General features: G+C 50.2%; 21 protein-coding genes. 5 read left to right on the forward strand and 16 right to left on the reverse strand.

The window, feature by feature from the left end; translation table 11 throughout:
* The first annotated feature begins 151 nt into the window (after positions 1–151).
* A complete protein-coding gene (locus tag CUN67_RS24805; RefSeq protein WP_208718141.1) occupies positions 152–958 on the forward strand; it encodes a hypothetical protein in 807 nt (268 codons plus the stop codon).
* A gap of 80 nt (positions 959–1038) precedes the next feature.
* Here the strand turns inward: CUN67_RS24805 and CUN67_RS24810 are convergent, their stop codons facing one another.
* From CUN67_RS24810 to CUN67_RS24820, 3 genes are all read right to left on the reverse strand, one after another.
* On the reverse strand, positions 1039–2286 hold the full coding sequence (locus tag CUN67_RS24810; RefSeq protein ID WP_217621316.1) for a trypsin-like serine protease: 1248 nt from the start codon (positions 2284–2286) through the stop codon (positions 1039–1041).
* A gap of 115 nt (positions 2287–2401) precedes the next feature.
* A complete protein-coding gene (locus CUN67_RS24815; protein WP_208718143.1) occupies positions 2402–3094 on the reverse strand; it encodes a response regulator transcription factor in 693 nt (230 codons plus the stop codon).
* Positions 3095–3139: 45 nt separating this feature from the next.
* The gene (locus tag CUN67_RS24820) at positions 3140–3832 is read right to left on the reverse strand and encodes a LuxR C-terminal-related transcriptional regulator (RefSeq protein WP_208718144.1); all 693 of its coding nucleotides are present in this window, start codon (positions 3830–3832) and stop codon (positions 3140–3142) included.
* 214 nt (positions 3833–4046) lie between these two features.
* On the opposite strand from CUN67_RS24820, the gene CUN67_RS24825 reads away from it, so the two are divergent.
* The 4 genes from CUN67_RS24825 to CUN67_RS24840 all read left to right on the forward strand — a co-directional run bounded on the left by CUN67_RS24825 (position 4047) and on the right by CUN67_RS24840 (position 9401).
* Positions 4047–4784, forward strand: a complete 738-nt coding sequence (locus CUN67_RS24825; RefSeq protein ID WP_208718145.1) for a prepilin peptidase — start codon at positions 4047–4049, stop codon at positions 4782–4784.
* A 191-nt stretch (positions 4785–4975) separates the two neighbouring features.
* Positions 4976–6817, forward strand: a complete 1842-nt coding sequence (locus CUN67_RS24830) for a glycoside hydrolase family 18 protein (protein ID WP_208718146.1) — start codon at positions 4976–4978, stop codon at positions 6815–6817.
* Between the two features lie 435 nt (positions 6818–7252).
* Positions 7253–8098, forward strand: coding sequence for a hypothetical protein (locus CUN67_RS24835; protein ID WP_208718147.1), 846 nt, complete (start codon positions 7253–7255; stop codon positions 8096–8098).
* A 235-nt stretch (positions 8099–8333) separates the two neighbouring features.
* Positions 8334–9401 (forward strand): SGNH/GDSL hydrolase family protein, encoded by a 1068-nt coding sequence (locus tag CUN67_RS24840; RefSeq protein WP_208718148.1) that lies wholly within the window; start codon positions 8334–8336, stop codon positions 9399–9401.
* Between the two features lie 180 nt (positions 9402–9581).
* On the opposite strand, the gene CUN67_RS24845 is transcribed toward CUN67_RS24840, so the two are convergent.
* From CUN67_RS24845 to gspG, 13 genes are all read right to left on the reverse strand, one after another.
* Entirely contained in the window at positions 9582–9863 is a 282-nt protein-coding gene (locus CUN67_RS24845) for an Rpn family recombination-promoting nuclease/putative transposase (protein WP_208718149.1), read from the reverse strand.
* A gap of 246 nt (positions 9864–10109) precedes the next feature.
* Complete coding sequence (locus tag CUN67_RS24850; protein WP_208718150.1) at positions 10110–10604, reverse strand: type II secretion system protein; 495 nt, start codon at positions 10602–10604, stop codon at positions 10110–10112.
* Positions 10594–10959 (reverse strand): type II secretion system protein, encoded by a 366-nt coding sequence (locus CUN67_RS24855; RefSeq protein WP_208718151.1) that lies wholly within the window; start codon positions 10957–10959, stop codon positions 10594–10596. Before CUN67_RS24855 ends, CUN67_RS24850 begins: the two co-directional genes overlap by 11 nt.
* Positions 10946–11419 carry a type II secretion system protein gene (locus CUN67_RS24860; RefSeq protein ID WP_208718152.1) on the reverse strand — a complete coding sequence of 158 codons (474 nt, stop codon included), beginning with the start codon at positions 11417–11419 and terminating at the stop codon, positions 10946–10948. The genes CUN67_RS24855 and CUN67_RS24860 overlap by 14 nt, the downstream gene beginning before the upstream one ends.
* The gene (locus CUN67_RS24865; protein ID WP_208718153.1) at positions 11419–13314 is read right to left on the reverse strand and encodes a secretin N-terminal domain-containing protein; all 1896 of its coding nucleotides are present in this window, start codon (positions 13312–13314) and stop codon (positions 11419–11421) included. Before CUN67_RS24865 ends, CUN67_RS24860 begins: the two co-directional genes overlap by 1 nt.
* Positions 13315–13320: 6 nt before the next feature.
* On the reverse strand, positions 13321–13845 hold the full coding sequence (locus CUN67_RS24870) for a hypothetical protein (protein ID WP_208718154.1): 525 nt from the start codon (positions 13843–13845) through the stop codon (positions 13321–13323).
* Positions 13842–14360 carry a GspMb/PilO family protein gene (locus CUN67_RS24875; RefSeq protein WP_208718155.1) on the reverse strand — a complete coding sequence of 173 codons (519 nt, stop codon included), beginning with the start codon at positions 14358–14360 and terminating at the stop codon, positions 13842–13844. The genes CUN67_RS24870 and CUN67_RS24875 overlap by 4 nt, the downstream gene beginning before the upstream one ends.
* A complete protein-coding gene (locus CUN67_RS24880; protein ID WP_208718156.1) occupies positions 14344–14859 on the reverse strand; it encodes a hypothetical protein in 516 nt (171 codons plus the stop codon). The genes CUN67_RS24875 and CUN67_RS24880 overlap by 17 nt, the downstream gene beginning before the upstream one ends.
* A complete protein-coding gene (locus tag CUN67_RS24885; protein ID WP_208718157.1) occupies positions 14856–15548 on the reverse strand; it encodes a hypothetical protein in 693 nt (230 codons plus the stop codon). The genes CUN67_RS24880 and CUN67_RS24885 overlap by 4 nt, the downstream gene beginning before the upstream one ends.
* Positions 15532–17160, reverse strand: coding sequence for a GspE/PulE family protein (locus CUN67_RS24890; RefSeq protein WP_208718158.1), 1629 nt, complete (start codon positions 17158–17160; stop codon positions 15532–15534). The genes CUN67_RS24885 and CUN67_RS24890 overlap by 17 nt, the downstream gene beginning before the upstream one ends.
* On the reverse strand, positions 17161–18330 hold the full coding sequence (locus tag CUN67_RS24895; protein WP_208718159.1) for a type II secretion system F family protein: 1170 nt from the start codon (positions 18328–18330) through the stop codon (positions 17161–17163).
* Entirely contained in the window at positions 18327–18800 is a 474-nt protein-coding gene (locus tag CUN67_RS24900; RefSeq protein WP_208718160.1) for a lytic transglycosylase domain-containing protein, read from the reverse strand. Before CUN67_RS24900 ends, CUN67_RS24895 begins: the two co-directional genes overlap by 4 nt.
* A 2-nt stretch (positions 18801–18802) precedes the next feature.
* Positions 18803–19222, reverse strand: a complete 420-nt coding sequence (gene gspG, locus CUN67_RS24905; RefSeq protein WP_208718161.1) for a type II secretion system major pseudopilin GspG — start codon at positions 19220–19222, stop codon at positions 18803–18805.
* Positions 19223–19453 lie beyond the last annotated feature (231 nt).

Consider the following 19453-nt stretch of genomic DNA (forward strand, 5'->3'; position numbering starts at 1 on the left):
CATATTATATAGCAGAGTTCACAGCTTCACGGTCGTGATATTACGCGATATCAGGCCGCTGCCATGGTGCTCAGGTCAAAGCAATGCGATATTTTCCGGGGATAGCACGTCCTCTCTGAATGAATCTTCAACCAGCCTAAAGGGACTTGAAATGATCAATGGTGTACAGGCATCAATGCATTCAACAATAATTACGCCGGAAGAGAAAAAAGAATGGCCACCTGGAAGTTGTAAGGAAGGGAATGTTTACGATTTTCAATATTACCCCCGGAATGATGGATATTATCCCTGCAGGATATATGGCCAGCCAGAGCCAGTCTTCCCTTACAGGGGATCTTGTTTTTCTTATAACGTTCCACGAGAAAGAAAAGGTTTACAGCTGGATTTTCAGAGTGCTGAAAAATTCTACTCCCCGGAGTATACGCCTGAACAACGTTGTCATTTTTATAACAGTCTTATGGAGGTCAGAACCTTTACGGAAGGGGATATATCTGCGGGGATATCAGAGGCGCGCAGGTATGCAGAATTACGGCTTGTTGGGCAGCATTCAGTGTTTGCTAATGAGGATATTCTGGCGGGGCAAGCCATTGGGATTTATGCCGGTGAGGGTGTTGTCAGTGACAATCATCACCGTTTTTCGCAAAAAGATCGGGAAGTGTATGGTGTTGAACTGCACGTTCGTACACACCATAAGTTTATTACAGGTAAGTTAGTCGGTGATGGCACCTTATCCCGGGTGAATAGCATTTTTGAATACGAAGAGACAAGGGGATGGTATGAAGCTAAGTCTGGCTATAACGTTATTCTGGCCAGTGTTTCTGTTATCTCGGAAGAGGGAGAACATATTCTCTGGCCCTGTTTTTTTGCTATCGTCAATATTAAAGCTGGTGAAGAAATGCGGGTAGAGTATGGTTATCCTGACGAAGTCGTTAACAGAATGATGACGCGTGAGGATTGAAGTATATAAATCCGTTGCTTTCCTCTGGATCTGGATACAGGCGCAGATAATCATTCTTTCCGCGCCTGTTTTATCTTTTATTAGCGGTTATCAATATCCGCCATTAACGTCAGCCGATTAGTATAGCTTTTATCATGCCAGCCCTGGGCCTGCACATAAAATACGCCTTTATAATGTCCTGGAGGCAGTTGCTGATTATCCTCCGGATAATATTTCATCACCAGGTTGCTCTGCTTATCCCCGCAGCTGACAGCGGTGTTGATGGGGGCCTTGCCGCATCCCACATCACGCCACGCCCGCAGCGTAACCTGATAGCGTTTCCCGCTGGTGACCTCTTTTAAATTGAGCTGTATCTCGCTGAAGCCCGGGCCTAAGTCCCAGTCAATTACCGTCGGACCACTGGCATTGCTTTGCTTCGGCACGGTATAAGCGACTGACCCTTCAGCCGTTTCTTTTGACAGGTCTGGCAGTGTCAGTATCTCCCGCGCATTAATCGTCGTCATCCCGCTCAGGGTGCGTGCTTCAGGGTAGACGCTTTTGATCCAGTGAACATACTGGCTGGTACGTGCTGCATTGGACGAATGCATCGAACCGCTGTTGGTCACGCCAACCACGCTCCAGAATCCCTGATGTTGCTGCCACCAGGCGGCACCGCTGTCGCCAGGCGCGAGGCGGGCCCAGGCTTTGGCATCATGCTCAGGATGGTATGGGGCGCTCATCCCATGATCTTTCTCCCAGATCGCATCGACATAACTTTCTCCCCATGCCCGCAGGGTGCCATGGTCCGGGACAAATTGCTCTCCATCCGGGGTGCTTTGCGGCGAAACTTCACCGGTTCCCCAGTTACCGTAGCCAACCATACTGATGCGTGCCCCTTTCTCCGCCACACCGTCATATATCCACGGCGGGTTGATGGCTTTACCATGATCGTCCAGCATATTGGCTTTTTTATTCAAGGCCAGTATCGCAATATCCGTGGAGGCGCCACCAAATCCTGCCGGACGCTGAATGCGGTAAGGTCCAAGATAATAGGTGCCATTCTCTGCAATAACCCGATTATGCCGATCGCGAAATTGTCCGGTATAGCTGCCGGAAGACGCGGAAGGATCATGGAATTCAGCACAATGGGCGGCAGTCAGAATATACGCTTTTTTCCCGTCTTTACTGTCCCCAAGCCAGGTAGCGGTGCAGGCATAAATCTTACCTATCGCGTCAAAACGTGGGGAATAACTTTTTGCGCGCAACGGGGTATAGGCATCTTCCAGCGTGCTATGAATATTAGCCAGATTGCCGCCATTGTTTAAAAACGTCGAATGGTTAATAACCACTGCGTTGCTGTTAACTGAGAACAATAAAGTGCTCGCAGCGGCAAGTGATCCGATAATAATTCTGTATTTCATCATTTTTCCTGCGAAACCCGGTTTAACATTACCGTTTTCCGTTTTAAACGGATGCATCGAACATCTGGGCGATTGCCATTAAGCAGTAAAGATGACACTCGTTTTTTACATTGAGTTTTGCCATCGCATGCATCTTATGTGCACTTACGGTTTTATTGCTGAGATTCAATTGAGTTGAAATTTCAGGCTGTAGCAATCCCTGATACAAACTATGTAAAACTTCAGTTTCCCGCTTTGTCAGTGCCATTCCGGTCAATGAACCGTTATCACGACGGAATAATGACGCCATCAGTTCCCGTTCAACATAAACCCTGTCGTTCATGACGGAATGGAGCGTTCTCTGCAGCGTTTTTTCACAGCTGTCACGGCCGATATAACCCATGGCTCCGGCTTCCAGAGCGTTACGCACCAGCAGGGCATTCTTATAGGGTGAGATCACCACCGTTTTCATGGCGGGATACAGGCGGCTAATCCCTTTCAGCAAGGCTTCCTTAGGCAATTCACTGTCAGCCGGTGTACTTTGCAACGTCGCCAGTGAGAAGCCAACAAACAGGATGTCGACCTGATTATCCGCCAGCAGCGTCATCAGCTGTGAAGGTGATGCGGTATCTGCCACGACGCTGAACGCCGATTTGGAAAAAGCATTGTTAGCATCGGGGGACAGTTCAGTGATCATTGCCGTTACGCCACGCCGAATCAGGATATGTTCATCGGCAATAACGATATTTTTTTTCATTTGATTCTCCACGCAGATATGTCAGATAGTTACGTTTCTGCTGTGTTAAATCGCAATATCAAACATTTGTGTTTTTGCCATCAGACAGTAGAGCTGACAGTCACTTTTTACGCCCAGCTTATCCATTGCCCGTAATTTATGTGCACTGACGGTTTTATTGCTGAGGTTCATCTGGACTGAAATATCGGTAAGTGACAGCCCCTTGCATAACATACGTAATACATCAATTTCACGCGGTGATAACTCCGCACCACCCATGGCATGATTATCGCGACGGAACATGGAATCCATTAATTCACGCTCGATATACACTTCACCGTTAAGCACCGAGTTAAGGGTGCGCAATAAGGTTTTTTCACAGGTATCACGGCTGATATAACCTTTGGCTCCGGCTTCAAGGGCCATGCGGATCAATAACGTGTTTTTAAACGGTGAAATCACCACGATTTTCATCGCGGGATATTTGCGGCTGATCCATTTAATCAAAGAGACGCCGTCCATACCGCTGATCGGGTTTTGACTCAAATGGGTGGAGAGTGAAAAGCCGAGAAAAAGAATATCAACCTGGTTATGTGAAAGCAGCGACATCAATTCTGAGGGGGAAGCGGTATCACCCAGTACAGTGAAGTCCGGCTTTTCCAGACTCTCGTTAGCAGCGGGTGGCATATTAGTGATCATGGACATCACGCCACGACGAATAATGGTGTGTTCATCGGCAATCACGATACGTGCTTTCATTTAATTCTCCAGGAAAGGTAGCGGTGGTGCGACAGCACTCACCTGATGCGGGGAAAGATAACTGCTCTAACAAGAGGATTCTTTAGTACGGGTAAGAAAACTCAGAGAGGTGTTCTGCTTATCGCGTGGATGGCGACAGAATTAACCCTGATAACCTGTTAAAATCGATACAGAAACGCGGCGGTCATCAATCAAAGAATGGAGGGGATTTACGATGCTGGTAACCTTTTTTGCCATTCTGGGGGCGGTGATTGGCAGCTTTTGTAATGTGGTGATCTATCGTTTACCGAAGATACTCATGGGTGAGCCGTTGTCACTGTCATGGCCTGCCTCGCACTGCCCTCATTGCCATCAACCGGTCCGCGCCTGGCAAAATATCCCGCTGCTAAGCTGGTGCCTGTTGCGGGGACGCTGCGCGCATTGTCAGCAACCAATTTCATGGCGCTACCCCCTGGTCGAAGGGTTGATGGCGTTACTTTTCGCGCTGGTGACATGGCGACAGGGTATTACGCCGCCCGCTGTGTTTGATTTGCTGGTGATTTCACTTTTAATACCGCTGCTGTTTATCGACCTGCAAACCCAGCTGCTGCCTGACCGCCTGACGTTACCGCTGCTGGCATTGGCGCTGTTGTTCGCTGCCAGCGGCGAGGCGAGGATTGATTTTACTATGGCGGCCGTCGCGGCAGCATTAGGTTTTGGCTTACCCTGGTGCCTGTCGTCTTTGTTCCGCTGGTGGCGTGGTTATGAGGGCATGGGGATGGGAGATATGAAACTGTTCGCCGGGTTGGGCGCATGGCTGGGGATAGAGCCCCTGTTCACGCTCTTTAGCGTTTCCTCACTGCTGGCGATTATCTCGGCACTGGTGTTGCTGCGGGTGAAAGTGAGCCAGCCTTTTGCTTTTGGCCCTTATCCAATCATCGCTGCCCTTGGCTGGATGCTGATTTATCATTAATGATATTCGATTATTATTCGGTTAATCACTGAGACGAGAAACTTCTTATTAATCTGGCTGGGAGTCCTGGTAAAGAGTTCTTTATATCGCAAAGATTAAAATTTGTAACACATTAAAATAAAATCTAAGTATGCCGTTACATCTGGCTGCATGGCTGACTATTTTTTTGTATATATAAAGGATCTCTGATTGTGAAAAAACTTGCGTTACCACTGCTTATTGCCGGTGCTTTACTGGCGCAGTCTGCTGTTGCGGCTGATAATAATCGTTCTATCAGTTATCTGGCCTCCTGGGGTGTCAACTGGGGAATGGAAGAGGAGATGGCAGCGACAAAAGTCGATACATTACTGCTGGCCTTCGGTCAGTGGGATGCAAACGGCAATATTCAGTCTTCAGACCAAATCGCAAGTATTCCCTCTGATATCTATAATGTTCCCCTCTCTTATAAAGTCTGGACACAGTTCAAAACAAATAACCAGAATAACAAGGTTCTGATCGCTTTTGGTGGTGAGACCTATGAACACATCTGGGGCGTAATGAATACGCCAGAAAGTCGTGAAAAAATTGCCAGCGGGTTGGCTGCGCTGCTGCAAACTAATTTCCCGGTGTATCAGATGGTAGGATCAACCTACACACAAACCGGCACCACGCAAATTGATGGCATCGATTTCGATTTTGAGAAAGCTCAGCCGCTGACTGAAAAAGAAAATGATGACCTGCTCCAGCTGGCTAAACTGTTGCGTCAGAAAATCGCGGGTCTGCCGTCGAAAAAAATGATGATTCTGACCACCTATCATACGGGTGCCGATCCGGTGGAGTGCAAAGATCCGACGGTCTTTGAGAACTGTTCTTTTGTTGAACCAGGGCGCTCACAGCATCATGGCACTGTGCTGCCCATCCTGCATGGCGGTAAAGATGTCTTCGATTTGTTCAACGTGATGGCTTATGACGCAGGCCCGCGCTTCAAATACGACGTAGCCATGGCCAACTATGCGCGTGCCGTTGGCAATAAAGCAAAAGTTATCCTGGGGAATACCATTAACAGTCAATGGGGACCTGAAGGCAGGTACTATGAAGATTACCAGACCAACCTGAATCGCAGTGCCTGGCAGGCCCGCGAAGGGTATGGCGGTTTCTTTGCCTGGTCACTGGCCGGTACCAACCCGCAATATGGTAACGCTGAGCAGGTAAGCTATATCAACGCCATGAAAGAAGCCGCAGACAATGCTGCTCAGGGTACGATTAACCAGGCTCCTGTGGCACGAGCAAACTATCCTGCTGTGGTGGTGGGTGCGGCAGATCATGTTGAACTGGATGGCTCTGCGTCATCGGATCCGGAAGGAAGCCCGCTGACTTACAAATGGGAACAGTTGTCTGGCCCGGTGGTGACACTGGTTAACAGCACTCAGATGAAAGCCTCTTTCTCGCTGAACAGCGCCGCTCAGGATCAGAGTCTGCGTTTCCGTCTGACGGTGAACGATGGTGAAAAAGAATCCGCACCGTTCGAGTTTACTATTAAGCATCAGGCTGAGCAGGGTGCCGAAAATCTGCCGCCCGTTGCGGCTGCTACTGCCACACCGAAAGATCTGACGGAAGGTCGTGTGACGCTGGATGGTTCAGGTTCGGTCGATCCTGAAGGTGAGCAGCTGACCTATAAATGGATACAGCTGACAGGTAAAACCGTTCAACTGGTGAACGCGGATAAAGTTCAGGCTACTTTCAATCTGGACAAAACCAGCCAGTCAGACAATCTGCAGTTTCAGCTGACGGTAAATGACGGTAAGCAGAACTCCCTGCCAGCATCGGTCGTGATCATCCATCGTGCGAGCAGTACGGAACCGGAAGAGCCAGGGCAGGTCGCTGGCTGGGTGTTGGGTAAAGCCTACGCAGCGGGGGATAAAGTATTGGGTCGCGATGGCAGCATTTATGAATGCCGCGGTGACAACGGACGCAACGGCTGGTGCGGCCTGGCAAGTGTCTATGAGCCTGGTGCTGGTTGGGCGTGGCATGAAGCCTGGAACCTGACGAAATAAGCGTGACCGTCGCTGGCAGGGAAAGATTTAGCCGTAAGTTATATCCTCCAGTGTGAAATAAACCCCGGGTGTTGCTACTTCATCGCCCGGGGTTTTATTTTTCTATTTTCATGCGGGAATTGCCAAATCTTGATTAAAGTCTATACATAGTAATATATGTAAGCTCATAGACTGACAATAAGGAAGGCGTTATGCCATACGTAAACAATACTTGCTTTAGAACATTTGAAAGTGTGAATTTGTCGCTAAAAAAAACAGGAAAAGGTAGCAGAAGCTGAGCGTGCCTGTTTTTCAGCTGAAATTAATCTGCTCTCCAATGAGCCTTTTAATATATCTTCAGACTATCATGATGTTACTGCACAACCCCGACTTCTTTTTTCAAAACCCAATCTGACCCGCTGGTTTTTTCTGTCCCTGCTCTTAGCGAACGCAGGATTGGTTTTTAACCGGGAAAAGGCAACAGGGGAGGCACTTTCGCTGGAAAATAATCCCTTATTGGTCAAGCCTGGGGAGCTAACTCAGACAGATAATGGGCGTTTCCCGCCAAAAATGAAATATCTCCCGGTGACGCAAAGCCGCATAAGAATGCGAAAAGATACCAGCCAGCAGAGAATCGTTTTGAGGGCAAAACATGCTCATGTTGGTGAATGCATACGACGGGTTCAGCATTATGTTGATGATATCCGGAAGTGTATACCGTCTCAATCCTATGAAAGTACGCAGTGTGAATCAATTTTCAATAACAACAGGCTGGTGGATCTTCAGTTGCGTACCCGCTTGCAAACTTATGGCGATGAAACCTGCCTGCGTAATTGTCATGAGACAGTGGTAAAAATTAACGCGAATATTGCTGCTCTGGATGAGAAACTGATTGAAGTAAACCGTATGGAAGTTGAACTGGCGGAAGCGCCAATAGTGCCGGGAGATAATCAGATAAGAGATCAGATCAGAGAATATAAACGTATTATTAAGGTTGCTAAAGAGGGGAATATCCTGCTGCGCACCGCCTGTGAGAATCTGAAAAATGATGCTGAGGTGATCCGTATTGGTGCTCCGGCCCGTAAAGGAATTTTTGCAACGCATTGTAATGCCACATCGATGGGAAGGAATGTGACATTGCCTGACTTCGATGATAATCCGGCGGACAAATCCCATTATAAATTGTGGACCTATCTGAACGGCATGAGGGCCGTGATGGAACAACTGGAGGTCCTTAAAGTGCAGATTTATAATCGCATCGAAGTAACAGGCGTTCAGGTCAGAGAGCCGATGTTTTCCTGAATCATATTCTCACCACTCTGACCGCCCGACGTTTACCCTGCGAATCGGGCTGGTCGAAGGTTGTAGGGACCTAAGTTAATGAGTGACGGATAATCACAAGCCGGAGAAAATCATCTTATGATGTGATTGATTTTATTTAATGTTTTTCACGGGAATATTCCATAAATGTCATAAGTCGGTATGCCTCCGTTTGGTATAGTTATTAAAAAATAATAACGCAGAGGTATTTCTTTTTATGACATCGATAAACTTCAATGGCCAGGCTATTTTAAACACCAACCTCTCCTCAGCTGATGAAGTGGATGGCGAAAGTGGGAAAGGGAAATTTCTGCTGGCAGAAGTGATTAATAGCCAGGTGTTACCGGACACAATTTTCCATTCTGAGGATGAGAAAATGCGAGTTCAGCAACTGCAGACAGCTTTCAAAGCAGACACCAGAAAGAACAACTTTGGATCAGTAAAGAAAATCGTTGTCAATGGAGACAGCCTGTCCGACGAAAATGGTTTAATGTATAAAAAAACACACGAAATCTTGCCATCCGATCCGCAATTTATTGATGGGAAATTTACCAACGGCTATACATGGGTAAAATTTTTGGCAAAATACCTGAGCTTACCTTGTTACAATGTTGCTGAGGGTGGTGCGGTGTCGGCGAACTACTCCGGTATTCCTGTCATTGGAAATCCTGCTTTTTTATTTGTCTCTAATCTTGAAACTCAGACTAAAAAGTCAGCACCCGGAGAGGACGCACTGGTATTTATCTTTCTTGGTGCGAATGATTATATGACTTTTGGCAAGACAGATGTTACCTGCGTTGTCTCTGGTCAGAAAAAGCAGGTGCAGAGAATGATAGATAACAAAGTCAGCAACATCGTGATTATGGGAATGCCTGATTTATCGCTCACTCCTTATGCTCATGAACAAAATGAAGAATACAGAACAATGATGCATGCTGTATCTGAAAAGCATAACAATGCTTTAAAAGGCATGGTGAACGACGTGCAGCGCGAAAATCCGCAGGTGAAAATTATTTATATCGACACCCATGCAATCATGAGTAAAATCATGGAGGTGGCCAAATACGTTAATTACGATCTCGAAAAGGCATTTTTTAATGGCGGGTATGTTTCTTTACGCGATAAAGGAAAGAAATGTACCATTGATCATGAGAACTTCTTTAATGACAAATCACACCCAAGTCAGGAAGTGCATTCTGTCTTTGCCCGGGCGGTAGAAAAAATTGTCAGGGATGAGTTTGGTGATACGGCCATGCATAATAAAAAACATATCGGGAAAAGATAGAACCGATTTTGCCAGTAAATGAAACCCGTTTTGATGTGAATTTTATAAGAAATATATTCTAATTCAATGAGAATCCAGATTCACAGGGTATGGTCGAAAAATAATAGATGTCGCACCGGTAAAACGAGAAGATGCCAGGTGCGACATGTCCGAAGGAATATTGCACGGAAGTTGCTATCCTCAGCACTGAAGCTTTTTTAATTCGCTTTCTGTCATGCCCGTTAACTCCATAATGCTGGCTAAATCATACTTTTTGGATATCATCAGGCGAGCCAGTTGCTCATTGTGTTCTTTACGTGCTATTTCACGGCCTTCCTTCAAGCCTTCCTTCATCCCTTCCTCACGTAAACGCTCTGCAATAGTCATCATCCTTCCCTCTAATTGTGGTTTTTTCTGCGCCAGGGCGGGTGGCTGGATATGTTTCAGAAGCACCTCCTGAAACACCATGCGACGGTGAGTCATAAAACTGTTTAAACAATGCATCGTGAGGTGTAGGGACGGCGTTCATTCGCAATACCGGTCATTCCGTAAAGGTGAGAAAACATTAACAGACTGATTTTTTGGAAAGAATTGGAGTGATTTAATTATCAGGTATATCTTCTAATAATCAGGATTACAGCCATGGAAAAGGCATTTTTTCAGGAATAATTTGGAGTTTATTGGGTTGACTGTGCTTGATTGATGCGTATCCAGTCGGCACTGCCGGGCTTACCGGCCGCAGGCGGTGGGCAGTGGTGCGTTCAGGTCGCTTTTTACGGTGAATTTCCAGTCCTGATATGTCTTCGCTTTGCTGAATTCAACCGCTTCCTCACTAAAACCAGCCTTACGTAGCGGCGTGCCATTGCCAGCGCTGGTCACACCGATCCAGCGACCATCGGGATCGTAAAGCATTGCCCACGTTTCCTGGTTAGTCAGTGGATCGCGATAGTGTTGCCGTAAATGGTAGACGGGCTTCATACCCCGCTCGTCATCGAGCAACTGCGCAAAATCCGTTGGAAAGCAGCCATGGCCTACCGCACGATAGGAAGCAATCGCGGCACGAATTTGCTCACCGCGAAACAGCAATTCCTTTTCCTGCCGTTCACGGTAACGCATGGTGATCTCATCGGTGCTCTTGAGCAGAGCCATCGCCAGTACAGACAGCGCAATCAGCAGCAGCAGATAGGTAAACCCGCCTTGCTGTTTGCGAAGGTTATTCATCATCGTCATGTTGCTGATTCGGATGGCTTAGTGAAGGGGAGTCCACATCCAGAATCTGTCCCTCTTCATCGGTGATGGCTTCCCAGTTATCACGGCTGTTGGCGACGGGGTCCAGCGGTAGCTGACGCAGATAACCGGCTTCCACCAGGTCCTGTAATGTATACGGGCCCGTGAGACGGTCGCGCCGGAAATTATCGATCGCACTGCGCAGCGTATTCAGGTTGTGCTCCAGTACCACCGTTTTTGAACGGTCGATTTGCTGAAAGAAACGCGGGGCGACCAGCGTCATCAGGGTGGCAATGATCGCCATTACCACCAGCAGCTCAATCAGCGTAAACCCTTTCTCACCATTGCGCATAGGGCACCCCATTCAGACCGTTGGCCCGGCTACTGGAGCTGATATCATAAACATCCTTACCACCCGTAAATTCACCTGGCGGTTGATCGGCGGCGCGCAGACGCCAGGTCTCTTCGTCTTTACGTCCATCGCAATCACACATCGGATCACGTGGAATACGACGCAGAAAATAGATTTTGCTGCCTTTGGGCGATTGTTTGTCCTTCACCCCTTCCACCAGAATATTAAGTGAGGGCGGATAGCCTGATGCATCGGACTTTTTCTCAATGCGTTCTTCAGCTGTCGCCTGTTTGTAGAGATCAATGGCGGTGCGAATTTCACGCAGGGCGTCACGTAACTCCTCTTCCTGACGTTGCTGATGATAGCGCTGCACCAGTGGGGTCGCGGCAGCTGCCAGCGTCCCCAGTAGTGCGAGGGTGACCATCATCTCAATCAGGGTAAACCCACGTTGCCGCTGCATTACTCAGTCCCGTAATGTGCCTGCTCATTTTTAATCACCGGCGGAGGCAAGCCAGCAGAATGGTCAGGGAACTGAGCAGGGGGTGCCAGGCGTGGGGCCTCAAAGTTAGGAATGATGTGTTCAGGCGCTGCGCCACGCAGTTGCAAATTCTCACCCGTTAACTCATCGGTGCCCATATCGATGGTGCTGACATGGCTGCCTGGCAGATCAAGGTTGCGCTCAATGGTCGGGGTGATCAGCAGAATCACTTCGGTACGTTTCTTCTCATCGCCTTTATTTGAGAAGAGGCGGCCGATACCCGGGATTTTACTGAGGTAAGGTACGCCGCTATCAAGGTCGATATCTTCCTGTTTGATCAACCCGGCCAGCATCTGCGTTTCACCGTTGCTACTGCTCAGCACGGTGTTGGCTTCACGGCTGTTGGTGCTGTAGTAAACCGCCCCATCTTTACCCGGCTGCGGCGTACCCAGGCTGCTTAAGGTAAACTTCACTTCCATCGAAATGTTGTCATCCATGCTGATATCCGGCGTAACTTCCAGTTTCATACCCACATCCTGATATTCAACTTTTTGCGACAGGAAGCCATCAGAACTGGCGTTGCTGGTCAGCACCGGGATTTTCTGGCCAATATCCACCAGGGCTTTTTTATTGTTTTTAACGCGGATCCGCGGGCTTGCCAGCACTTTGGCATGGCTCAGCACTTGTTTCATATCCAGCGACATGCCATCAATGCTCACCAGCATGTTACGGGGACTCAGGGCGCTCAGGGGAAGCTTGCTGTTGGTATTGCTTGAGGTGGAATCTTCGCCCACTTTTCCGAACGAAACACCAGCGTGCTGAGGCAGGGTCATACCCAGTTTCTGGACATCTTCGGTATTCACTTCCAGCACTTCCACGGCCAGCGTGACCTCGGCTTCCGGACGATCAAGAGTGACCAGCAAACGTTCTGCTTTGTCGACGCTTTCTTCCGAACCGCGAATGGTGACTGAGTTGGTTCGTTCATCAACGTGGACATCTTTCAGTTTCACCAGATTGCGCAGGGCAACATTGACATCTTTTGCCTTGGCATAGGCGAGAAAAATGGTTTTGACCACGATTTCACGGTAAACCTTTTCCTTCTGCGCGGTAGCCGGATAGATCAGTAAGGTATTGGCATTCAGCGCCTTTTTACGCAGGTTGTTTGACATCAGCAAAACATCAATCGCATCTTCGGCGGTCGTGTCTTTGGCAATGATGCTGGTGGTGGCACTGCTGGAAACGTCTTTATCAAAGATGATATTCACACCGGTCATCTGGCTGATACTACTAAAAATGGCCATCAGATTATGTTGGCGGTAATTCAGTGAAATCGGCTTTTGCAGCTCACGGCTAAGACGTTTTGCTGGCTGGTTCATCATCGAAATCTCGCGCAGCAGATGGTCACGCAATGCGCGCCCCTGTGGCCAGTTGGGATCTTCCTCCAGTACCTGCTTCACTTTGCGTAATGCCAGTTCCGGGTCTTTGGTGCTGAGCTTCACCGCTTCGCGATAGGTTTTATCCACGGCACGCCAGGCATTAATTTTGCGCAATCCCTGCTGAGCGCGCAGGTTGCCTGGCTGATACAGCAGGGCACTTTTCCAGTTCTCTGCCGCAAGTTCGTAATTATTCCTCCGCACAGCGACTTCAGCCTGTCGGAGGTAGCTGGCGATAAGCTGGTTGGTCAGATCGGTCTGTTCTGCTCGCAGCGAGATATTGTTCGGATGGTCGACGCGTTCACGGTCCAGCTGCACCAGACGGGCGGCCATACTTTCGGGAGAATGCAGGGACACGGTTTCCGTGGTCTGCGGTAAGTTATGTTCTGCGCAACCACTTAGCAGTGCGCCGAGTATAGAGAGTGTGAAGGTTACTTTTTTCATGATCGATTAACGTGTTGGTTCCGCTTGCAAATCATCCAGCTCAAGGCGTTTGCGTGTGTGAGTGGCTTGCCACTCAAATAAGAGGTGGTCATTCGCCACATCCACTAAACTCCATCCGGCAACCGGCGAACTGCCGATCCAGATTTTCCCGTCAGCCTGGCAACGCTTGCACACCGGCCAGGTTTGATTGCCATCAGTGATGATGACAATGCGCTGTTGCTGACTCCACCACGCCCCCATGACCTGTAACGGCAACGGGGGTGCCGAAGGCGGCGGTGGGGGAGGCGGTGCAGAAGCAGCGCTTTGCCCGGAGGCGTTTTTATCCACTTTCACCGGGCCGGGAAACAAATTCACCCAGGATGAACTGTCCGGTTTTGTCGCAGGTGTCGTCGTGGCTGCCGGGCGGGTGCGCGGCGAGGTTGCCGGCGACAGCGTTAGCTCGTCCGGATCTTCGTCACTGACAAACTGGCTCCATATCACCAGGCCGACGGTGACCGCGATCGCCAGCTGTAAATAGCGCGGAAGTTTCATCGCGCCTCCTGTTGCAGCCGCAGCCGCAGGGTAATTTTCAGCTGGCTGGTGGCCGGCGTTGGCCGCTGCATCGACAATTGATCGATAAATATCGGCAGGGTACGGCTCAGAGTGTCGAGAGCCTGCACCAATGGCAGGTATTCACCCTTCAGTGGAATATCCAGACGCAGAATTTTATTTTCACCCTGTTGCTCCAGTTGATAACGACTGGATTCCACCAACAGGTTATTTTTTTGCAGCTGCTCGAACACCAGCCGCACCTGCTGATATTGATTGAGGCTGAGCTGGTTTTGCAGGGCCGGTTGCTGCTGGTCCATTGGCAGCGTGTCATGCAGTTGCTGGCGGAGCATGATAACTTCCTGCTGCTGTTGCGAAGTTTGCGGCATCGATACGACCAGCCAGAACGCCAGCAGACAGCACGGCAGCATGGCCAGCATCAGCGGCACTTTTCCGGTACGTTCTACCAGTTGTGCCAGCCGCCAGTGGAGTAACCCGCTGTTAACGGTTAGCTTCATCACCTTTCTCCGGATGGAAATTCACATCAAGTACCGCCAGAACCGGCCATTCGGGGTTTTTATCCGTCGCCTGGCGATGGTTATCCAGGGCGACTTTTGCGGGTAATTTCTGCAGGTCCTGGCTAAATTCCAGCACTGCTGCCAGTGATTTGCTGCTGACTTCAAGTCGCACGGCTTGCTGGCCGGGGCTGACATCCGCAGCGCGTAGCACCACATCAGGACGCATCACGCTGCCGATTTTTTCCAGCATCACCAGTGAGGGTGAGGTGGTTTGCTGTTGCTGCTGCTGGCGCATCAGGCGTTGCTGCGCTTCACGCAGCGTGCGGAGTGCCTGCTGTTGCGTATGCAGTTGCTGCTGCATCTGCCCGGCTTCCAGTGTCAGCTGCTGTTGCCGGGAGGAGTCGTGCACAATCAGTCCGGCAATGGGCAGGCAAAGCAATCCGGTCGTCAGCAACGCATAGCGCGCCCAGGGTGGTGTCAGTGAAAAGCGTGGCGTCATGACGTGACTTCCCGGCTGTCAGTGACTGTCTGCCAGTCGGTGGTGTTGATCACAAAACGCGGGCTGTCAGGCATCGCGGCGAGGCGTCCAATAATTTGCAACTGCTCGCTTTGTCCCTGCTGTGGCAAATTGAGGCAATGAACATCACGCCATTGCTGGTCCTGGCGGCAGGCAACACGGCTGCGCATCGGGCCGATTGCGGCAAAAATACCTTCCACCGGTAAACGTCGATTGAAACGATGTAGCAATAACTGGAAGGGCGTGACGACGCCCTGAAAACGCAGATGATGCTGACGTGATAATTTTGCCAGCATCTGCCAGCAGGTCTGTTGCAGGCAGGCCACTAATGCGGGTTGTCCCCAGCTGACGTCTTCGAAACGTACCTGCCAGTGTGGCTGCGTAAAGCGTTTACTGGCTTCGCGTTGCGCGATGCTCAGTAACTCCTGCGGGGTTTTGATGCCGTTTTGCCAGGGGATAACCAGAAAATCCAGTTCATCCGTATCCAGGTAAAATTCAATGGCGTCCAGCCAGGCCATGGCGGCCGGGCGAGCGCTAAGTAAGGCGGTCAGCGCCGTTTCAAGCGGTTCATCCGGGATGCGTTCACAGGACATCACCACCTGCGTGCCGTTGCGCAGACGTAGTGCATGAGGCCAGATATCACACTGCCAGGTTTTAATGAGCGATAACACGGTTTATTTCCTCCCAGGTGGTTTTACCTGCCAGCACGGCACGTAATGCAATGACAGGAAGCGGCACAAAACCATCCTGCAAAGCCACTTCACGCAGTTTTCGTTGTGACGAACGTGCCAGCATGGCTTCTTTGATGCCGTCGCTAAAATGCAGGACCTCGGCCAGCGCGAGGCGACCGCGATAACCGGTGTGTCGGCATGCCTCGCAGCCACGGCCTTTGCGCCAGTCCGGGGTGAGATGCTGTAATGGGCCGTTAAGCCAGGCCTGTTGTGCTTCGGTACTGGCTGGCGCGGACTCACCACATTCAGGGCAGATTTGCCGCACCAGTCGTTGCGCCACGACACCGTTAAGTGCGGTGATCAGACTTGCCGGATCCACCTGCATATAGAGAAAACGTTCCAGTACGCTGAACACGTCGTTAGCATGCACGGACGACAACACCACATGGCCGGTCAGTGCGGCCTGTACCGCAATACCTGCGGTTTCGCCGTCACGAATTTCACCGACCAGAATGATGTCCGGATCGTGACGCAAAATGGCACGCAGACCACGGGCAAACGTCAGCCCTTTTTTGTCATTGACCGGTATCTGCAATACGCCGTTGAGCTGATATTCCACCGGATCTTCAATGGTGATGATTTTGCTTTCACCGCTGTTCAGTTCGCTAAGTGCAGAGTAAAGCGTGGTGGATTTACCACTCCCGGTTGGACCGGTGACCAGCACCATGCCGTGTGGCAGATGGGTGAGCTGACGGATCGCGTGCAGTGTATGGTCGTCAAAACCCAGGGTTTCGAGTTTCAGATTCTGATCGTGTGATTTATCCAGCACACGCAGCACACCATCTTCGCCATAAATACTCGGCATAATGGATACGCGAAAATCGACAGGACGTTGCTGAATCAGCGCCTTAAAACGGCCATCCTGCGGGATGCGGCGCTCGGAGATATCCATACAACCTAGAACCTTAATCCTGGAGATGACCTGCTCAGCATGCTGCAGGCCAGCACAATGGCGGATGTTGTGCAGTACGCCATCGATACGGTATTTCACCATCAGACCATCGGCGACCGCTGAGAGGTGAATATCACTGGCACGGCTTTGCAGCGCGTCATACAGCGTTGCGTTTACCAGCTTGATGACGGCATGGGGTTCGCTGGCGATGGCGGCCGGGGTGATCTCAAGGCAGCCATTTTCCGTGTGTTCCTCGTTTTGCTGCTCCAGCTGATCCAGGGTGCGCTGCTGTTTGCCGAGCACATCTAACCGGTTGTTCAACCAGGAAAGCGGAGCCAGTGCGGGCAGGGCGTTAAAACGCAACGCCCACTGACGCAGCGGCAAAGAAAAGGGATCGGCAAGCGCCAGCCACTGCTGATTATTGAAGCGTAGCGGCAGGACGCGCTGGTTCAGTGCTTCAGCCAGCGGTATCTGGTTAAAATCCTCGACGGCCTGTTCGCATAACGATAAGGGTAATGGCGTCAGGCCGATGGCGGTGGCGGCGGTAGTCAGTGCGTGTGGAAAGCTTTCCAGCAACTCACCGAGCGCGACACAACGCTGCTCCTCCGGTAGCTGCACCAGCTTGTCGATGCTGATGCCGCCGAGATGGGAAGGGGACATTTATTGCAATCCTCCGGCCAGTTCAAATATCGGCATATACAGCAGGAACACCACCAGGCCGACAATCCCCCCTACGATCATCATGAGTACGGGTTCAAAAATTTTGCTGAATTTCTCGATGGCTCGTTCCAGCGACTCATCATAAAAAGCGGCGATGCGTTCGCACATGGCGGGCAATTCACCGCTGCGCTCACCAACCTGTAACAGACGGGTAGCGACCGGCGTGGTCATCTGCTGTTTGTCCAGCATGCCGGAAAGGGACTGTCCCGCTTCGACATCGCGTACCACCTGTTCGATGTGAGGCCGATAAGCTGGTGGCAGGACTTCACTGCCGAGCTTCAATGCTTCAGGAGCCGGAATACCGCCTTGCAGTAACAAGCCGAGGGTGCGGTAAAAACGCACCAGCACAGAGAGCTGATATTGTTGTTTAAGCTGTGGCACTTTTAGCATCAGGCGCAGTGCAAACTGGCGCAGCCAGGAAGAACGGATGGCCATCACCAGCGTGGTGACACCGAGCAGCGTTCCCAGCAGCAGTAACGTCCCGTGGGTTTGTGTGAGCTTGCCCCACCACAAAATGAAACGGGCGCTGTTATTGAGGTTTTTCATGCCATCGAACACCAGGGCGAAGCGTGGAATGATAAATCCCAGCAGGAAAAACAGGATCGCAGCACCCGCCGACATGACAATCGTCGGATAGAGCAGGGTGGCTTTAATCCGCTTACGTAACACGTCCATGCGTTGTTCGTAATATTGAAAACGCCCAAGCGCGATTGGCAGATGTCCGGTCTGCTCAGATGAGGCCACAGTATTGATGAGCAACGGCGGAAAGACGTCAGGCAAACTGGCCATGGCCTGCGAGAGTTGGGCACCTTCGTACAGCCGCTTAATCAACGTATCCAGTACCAGCGTGGACTCGCCTTCGCGGCTGCTTTCACGCAGTGCTTCCACGGCCTCGACGACAACCAGTCCGGCTTCCAGCAGGGCAATCAGCTCCTGCAAAAAGAGATTGAGCGGGAAACGCCGGTCACGTCGTGGCTGGCGTTCTGTCACCCTGATAACGAGACCACCCTGCGTTTCAACACGCAGGCCGGCTTTCTCGGCTGATTCAGCCAATACAGACAGGGTGACGCGTTTACCCTGTTCCAGGGTGATGACGTCGTAATGTTTCATGATAGTGAGCGTTTAGATTTCGTTTTGGGGCCTTTTTTTAATTGCGCGTATTGCGGGGCCACCTTCTTAATATATTTTTGCCGTAATGCATGATGCTTGTGCGTTTTACCGGTGCCTGCGTTATAGGCCCCTACCGCTTCCCAGGAATAACCATACCTGCGAATATTGTCCGCGAGGATCCATGCACCCGTCATCACACTCTGACAGGGATTGTTAATCAGATCTTTTTGACTAATACGAAATTTACTTAACGTCTGAAAATGCCGGCTGTTTATTTGCATCAGTCCGACATCAATAGAACCATCGGTATTTTTGTTAATCGCGGTGGGATCAAGATTAGATTCCACGATAGCAATAGCCTGAAGTAATTCAGGTTCAATACCATAGCGTGCTCCCGCCTGTTCCCAGCAGGTTGCCATGCCGGAAAAAGCGGGGACGAACAGGAGAAAAGCTAAAAACCGGGCTTTCATGGTTAGAACCCATAAGAAATCGCTTTTCCATCTTTGCCAGCTGACTGGATGTCGACTTCATTAATGGTATTTTTTTCACGAGTCGGGTTATGCCACTGATACGCATTTCCCCATGGATCCAGCGGCACCTGCTGACTCAGGTAAGGACCATTCCAGTGCTGAACACCTGCGGGTTTTTCCGTCAGCGCTTTCAGCCCCTGAGATTCAGTCGGATAATTACCCACGTCCAGGCGATATTGCCCCAGTGAATCGGCGAGTGAACGCATCTGGCGCAGAGCGGTTTTTTCTTTTGCTGTTTCAACATTAGAAAAAACCTTTGGCCCCACGAAGCCGGCCAGTAACGCGATAATCATCAGAACAACCAACAGTTCCAACAGGGTAAAGCCACCCTGCTTATTTTTTAGTGAAGCAATCTTGTTCATAAGTGCGTGCCTTGTATTATTTCTGAATTTGCTGGCGTGATTTTTTCATGAAGTTGCTGTGAGGGAGTAGCTGATACCTCTGACCATGTCGGCGAATTTTCGCTAAACCATTCAGATAAATCTCGGGCTAACTGAAAGTACAGGTCATTACTCATCATCTCATCCCCGGCTTGATAATTAATTTATTGAATATTATTTAGAGGCTATTGACTGGCAGGATAGGGTAAAAGG

Origin of the sequence: Pantoea cypripedii (assembly GCF_011395035.1) — a bacterium.
Classification (GTDB): Bacteria; Pseudomonadota; Gammaproteobacteria; order Enterobacterales; family Enterobacteriaceae; genus Pantoea; species Pantoea cypripedii_A.

Excerpts from the sequence above, each read along its gene's own strand:
- CUN67_RS24805 (WP_208718141.1), top strand. The coding sequence starts at position 152 with ATGATCAATGGTGTACAGGCATCAATGCATTCAACAATAATTACGCCG.
- CUN67_RS24815 (WP_208718143.1), bottom strand. The coding sequence starts at position 3,094 with ATGAAAAAAAATATCGTTATTGCCGATGAACATATCCTGATTCGGCGT.
- CUN67_RS24820 (WP_208718144.1), bottom strand. The coding sequence starts at position 3,832 with ATGAAAGCACGTATCGTGATTGCCGATGAACACACCATTATTCGTCGT.
- CUN67_RS24825 (WP_208718145.1), top strand. The coding sequence starts at position 4,047 with ATGCTGGTAACCTTTTTTGCCATTCTGGGGGCGGTGATTGGCAGCTTT.
- CUN67_RS24840 (WP_208718148.1), top strand. The coding sequence starts at position 8,334 with ATGACATCGATAAACTTCAATGGCCAGGCTATTTTAAACACCAACCTC.
- CUN67_RS24845 (WP_208718149.1), bottom strand. The coding sequence starts at position 9,863 with ATGACTCACCGTCGCATGGTGTTTCAGGAGGTGCTTCTGAAACATATC.
- CUN67_RS24850 (WP_208718150.1), bottom strand. The coding sequence starts at position 10,604 with ATGATGAATAACCTTCGCAAACAGCAAGGCGGGTTTACCTATCTGCTG.
- CUN67_RS24855 (WP_208718151.1), bottom strand. The coding sequence starts at position 10,959 with ATGCGCAATGGTGAGAAAGGGTTTACGCTGATTGAGCTGCTGGTGGTA.
- CUN67_RS24860 (WP_208718152.1), bottom strand. The coding sequence starts at position 11,419 with ATGCAGCGGCAACGTGGGTTTACCCTGATTGAGATGATGGTCACCCTC.
- CUN67_RS24865 (WP_208718153.1), bottom strand. The coding sequence starts at position 13,314 with ATGAAAAAAGTAACCTTCACACTCTCTATACTCGGCGCACTGCTAAGT.
- CUN67_RS24870 (WP_208718154.1), bottom strand. The coding sequence starts at position 13,845 with ATGAAACTTCCGCGCTATTTACAGCTGGCGATCGCGGTCACCGTCGGC.
- CUN67_RS24875 (WP_208718155.1), bottom strand. The coding sequence starts at position 14,360 with ATGAAGCTAACCGTTAACAGCGGGTTACTCCACTGGCGGCTGGCACAA.
- CUN67_RS24880 (WP_208718156.1), bottom strand. The coding sequence starts at position 14,859 with ATGACGCCACGCTTTTCACTGACACCACCCTGGGCGCGCTATGCGTTG.
- CUN67_RS24890 (WP_208718158.1), bottom strand. The coding sequence starts at position 17,160 with ATGTCCCCTTCCCATCTCGGCGGCATCAGCATCGACAAGCTGGTGCAG.
- CUN67_RS24895 (WP_208718159.1), bottom strand. The coding sequence starts at position 18,330 with ATGAAACATTACGACGTCATCACCCTGGAACAGGGTAAACGCGTCACC.
- CUN67_RS24900 (WP_208718160.1), bottom strand. The coding sequence starts at position 18,800 with ATGAAAGCCCGGTTTTTAGCTTTTCTCCTGTTCGTCCCCGCTTTTTCC.
- gspG (WP_208718161.1), bottom strand. The coding sequence starts at position 19,222 with ATGAACAAGATTGCTTCACTAAAAAATAAGCAGGGTGGCTTTACCCTG.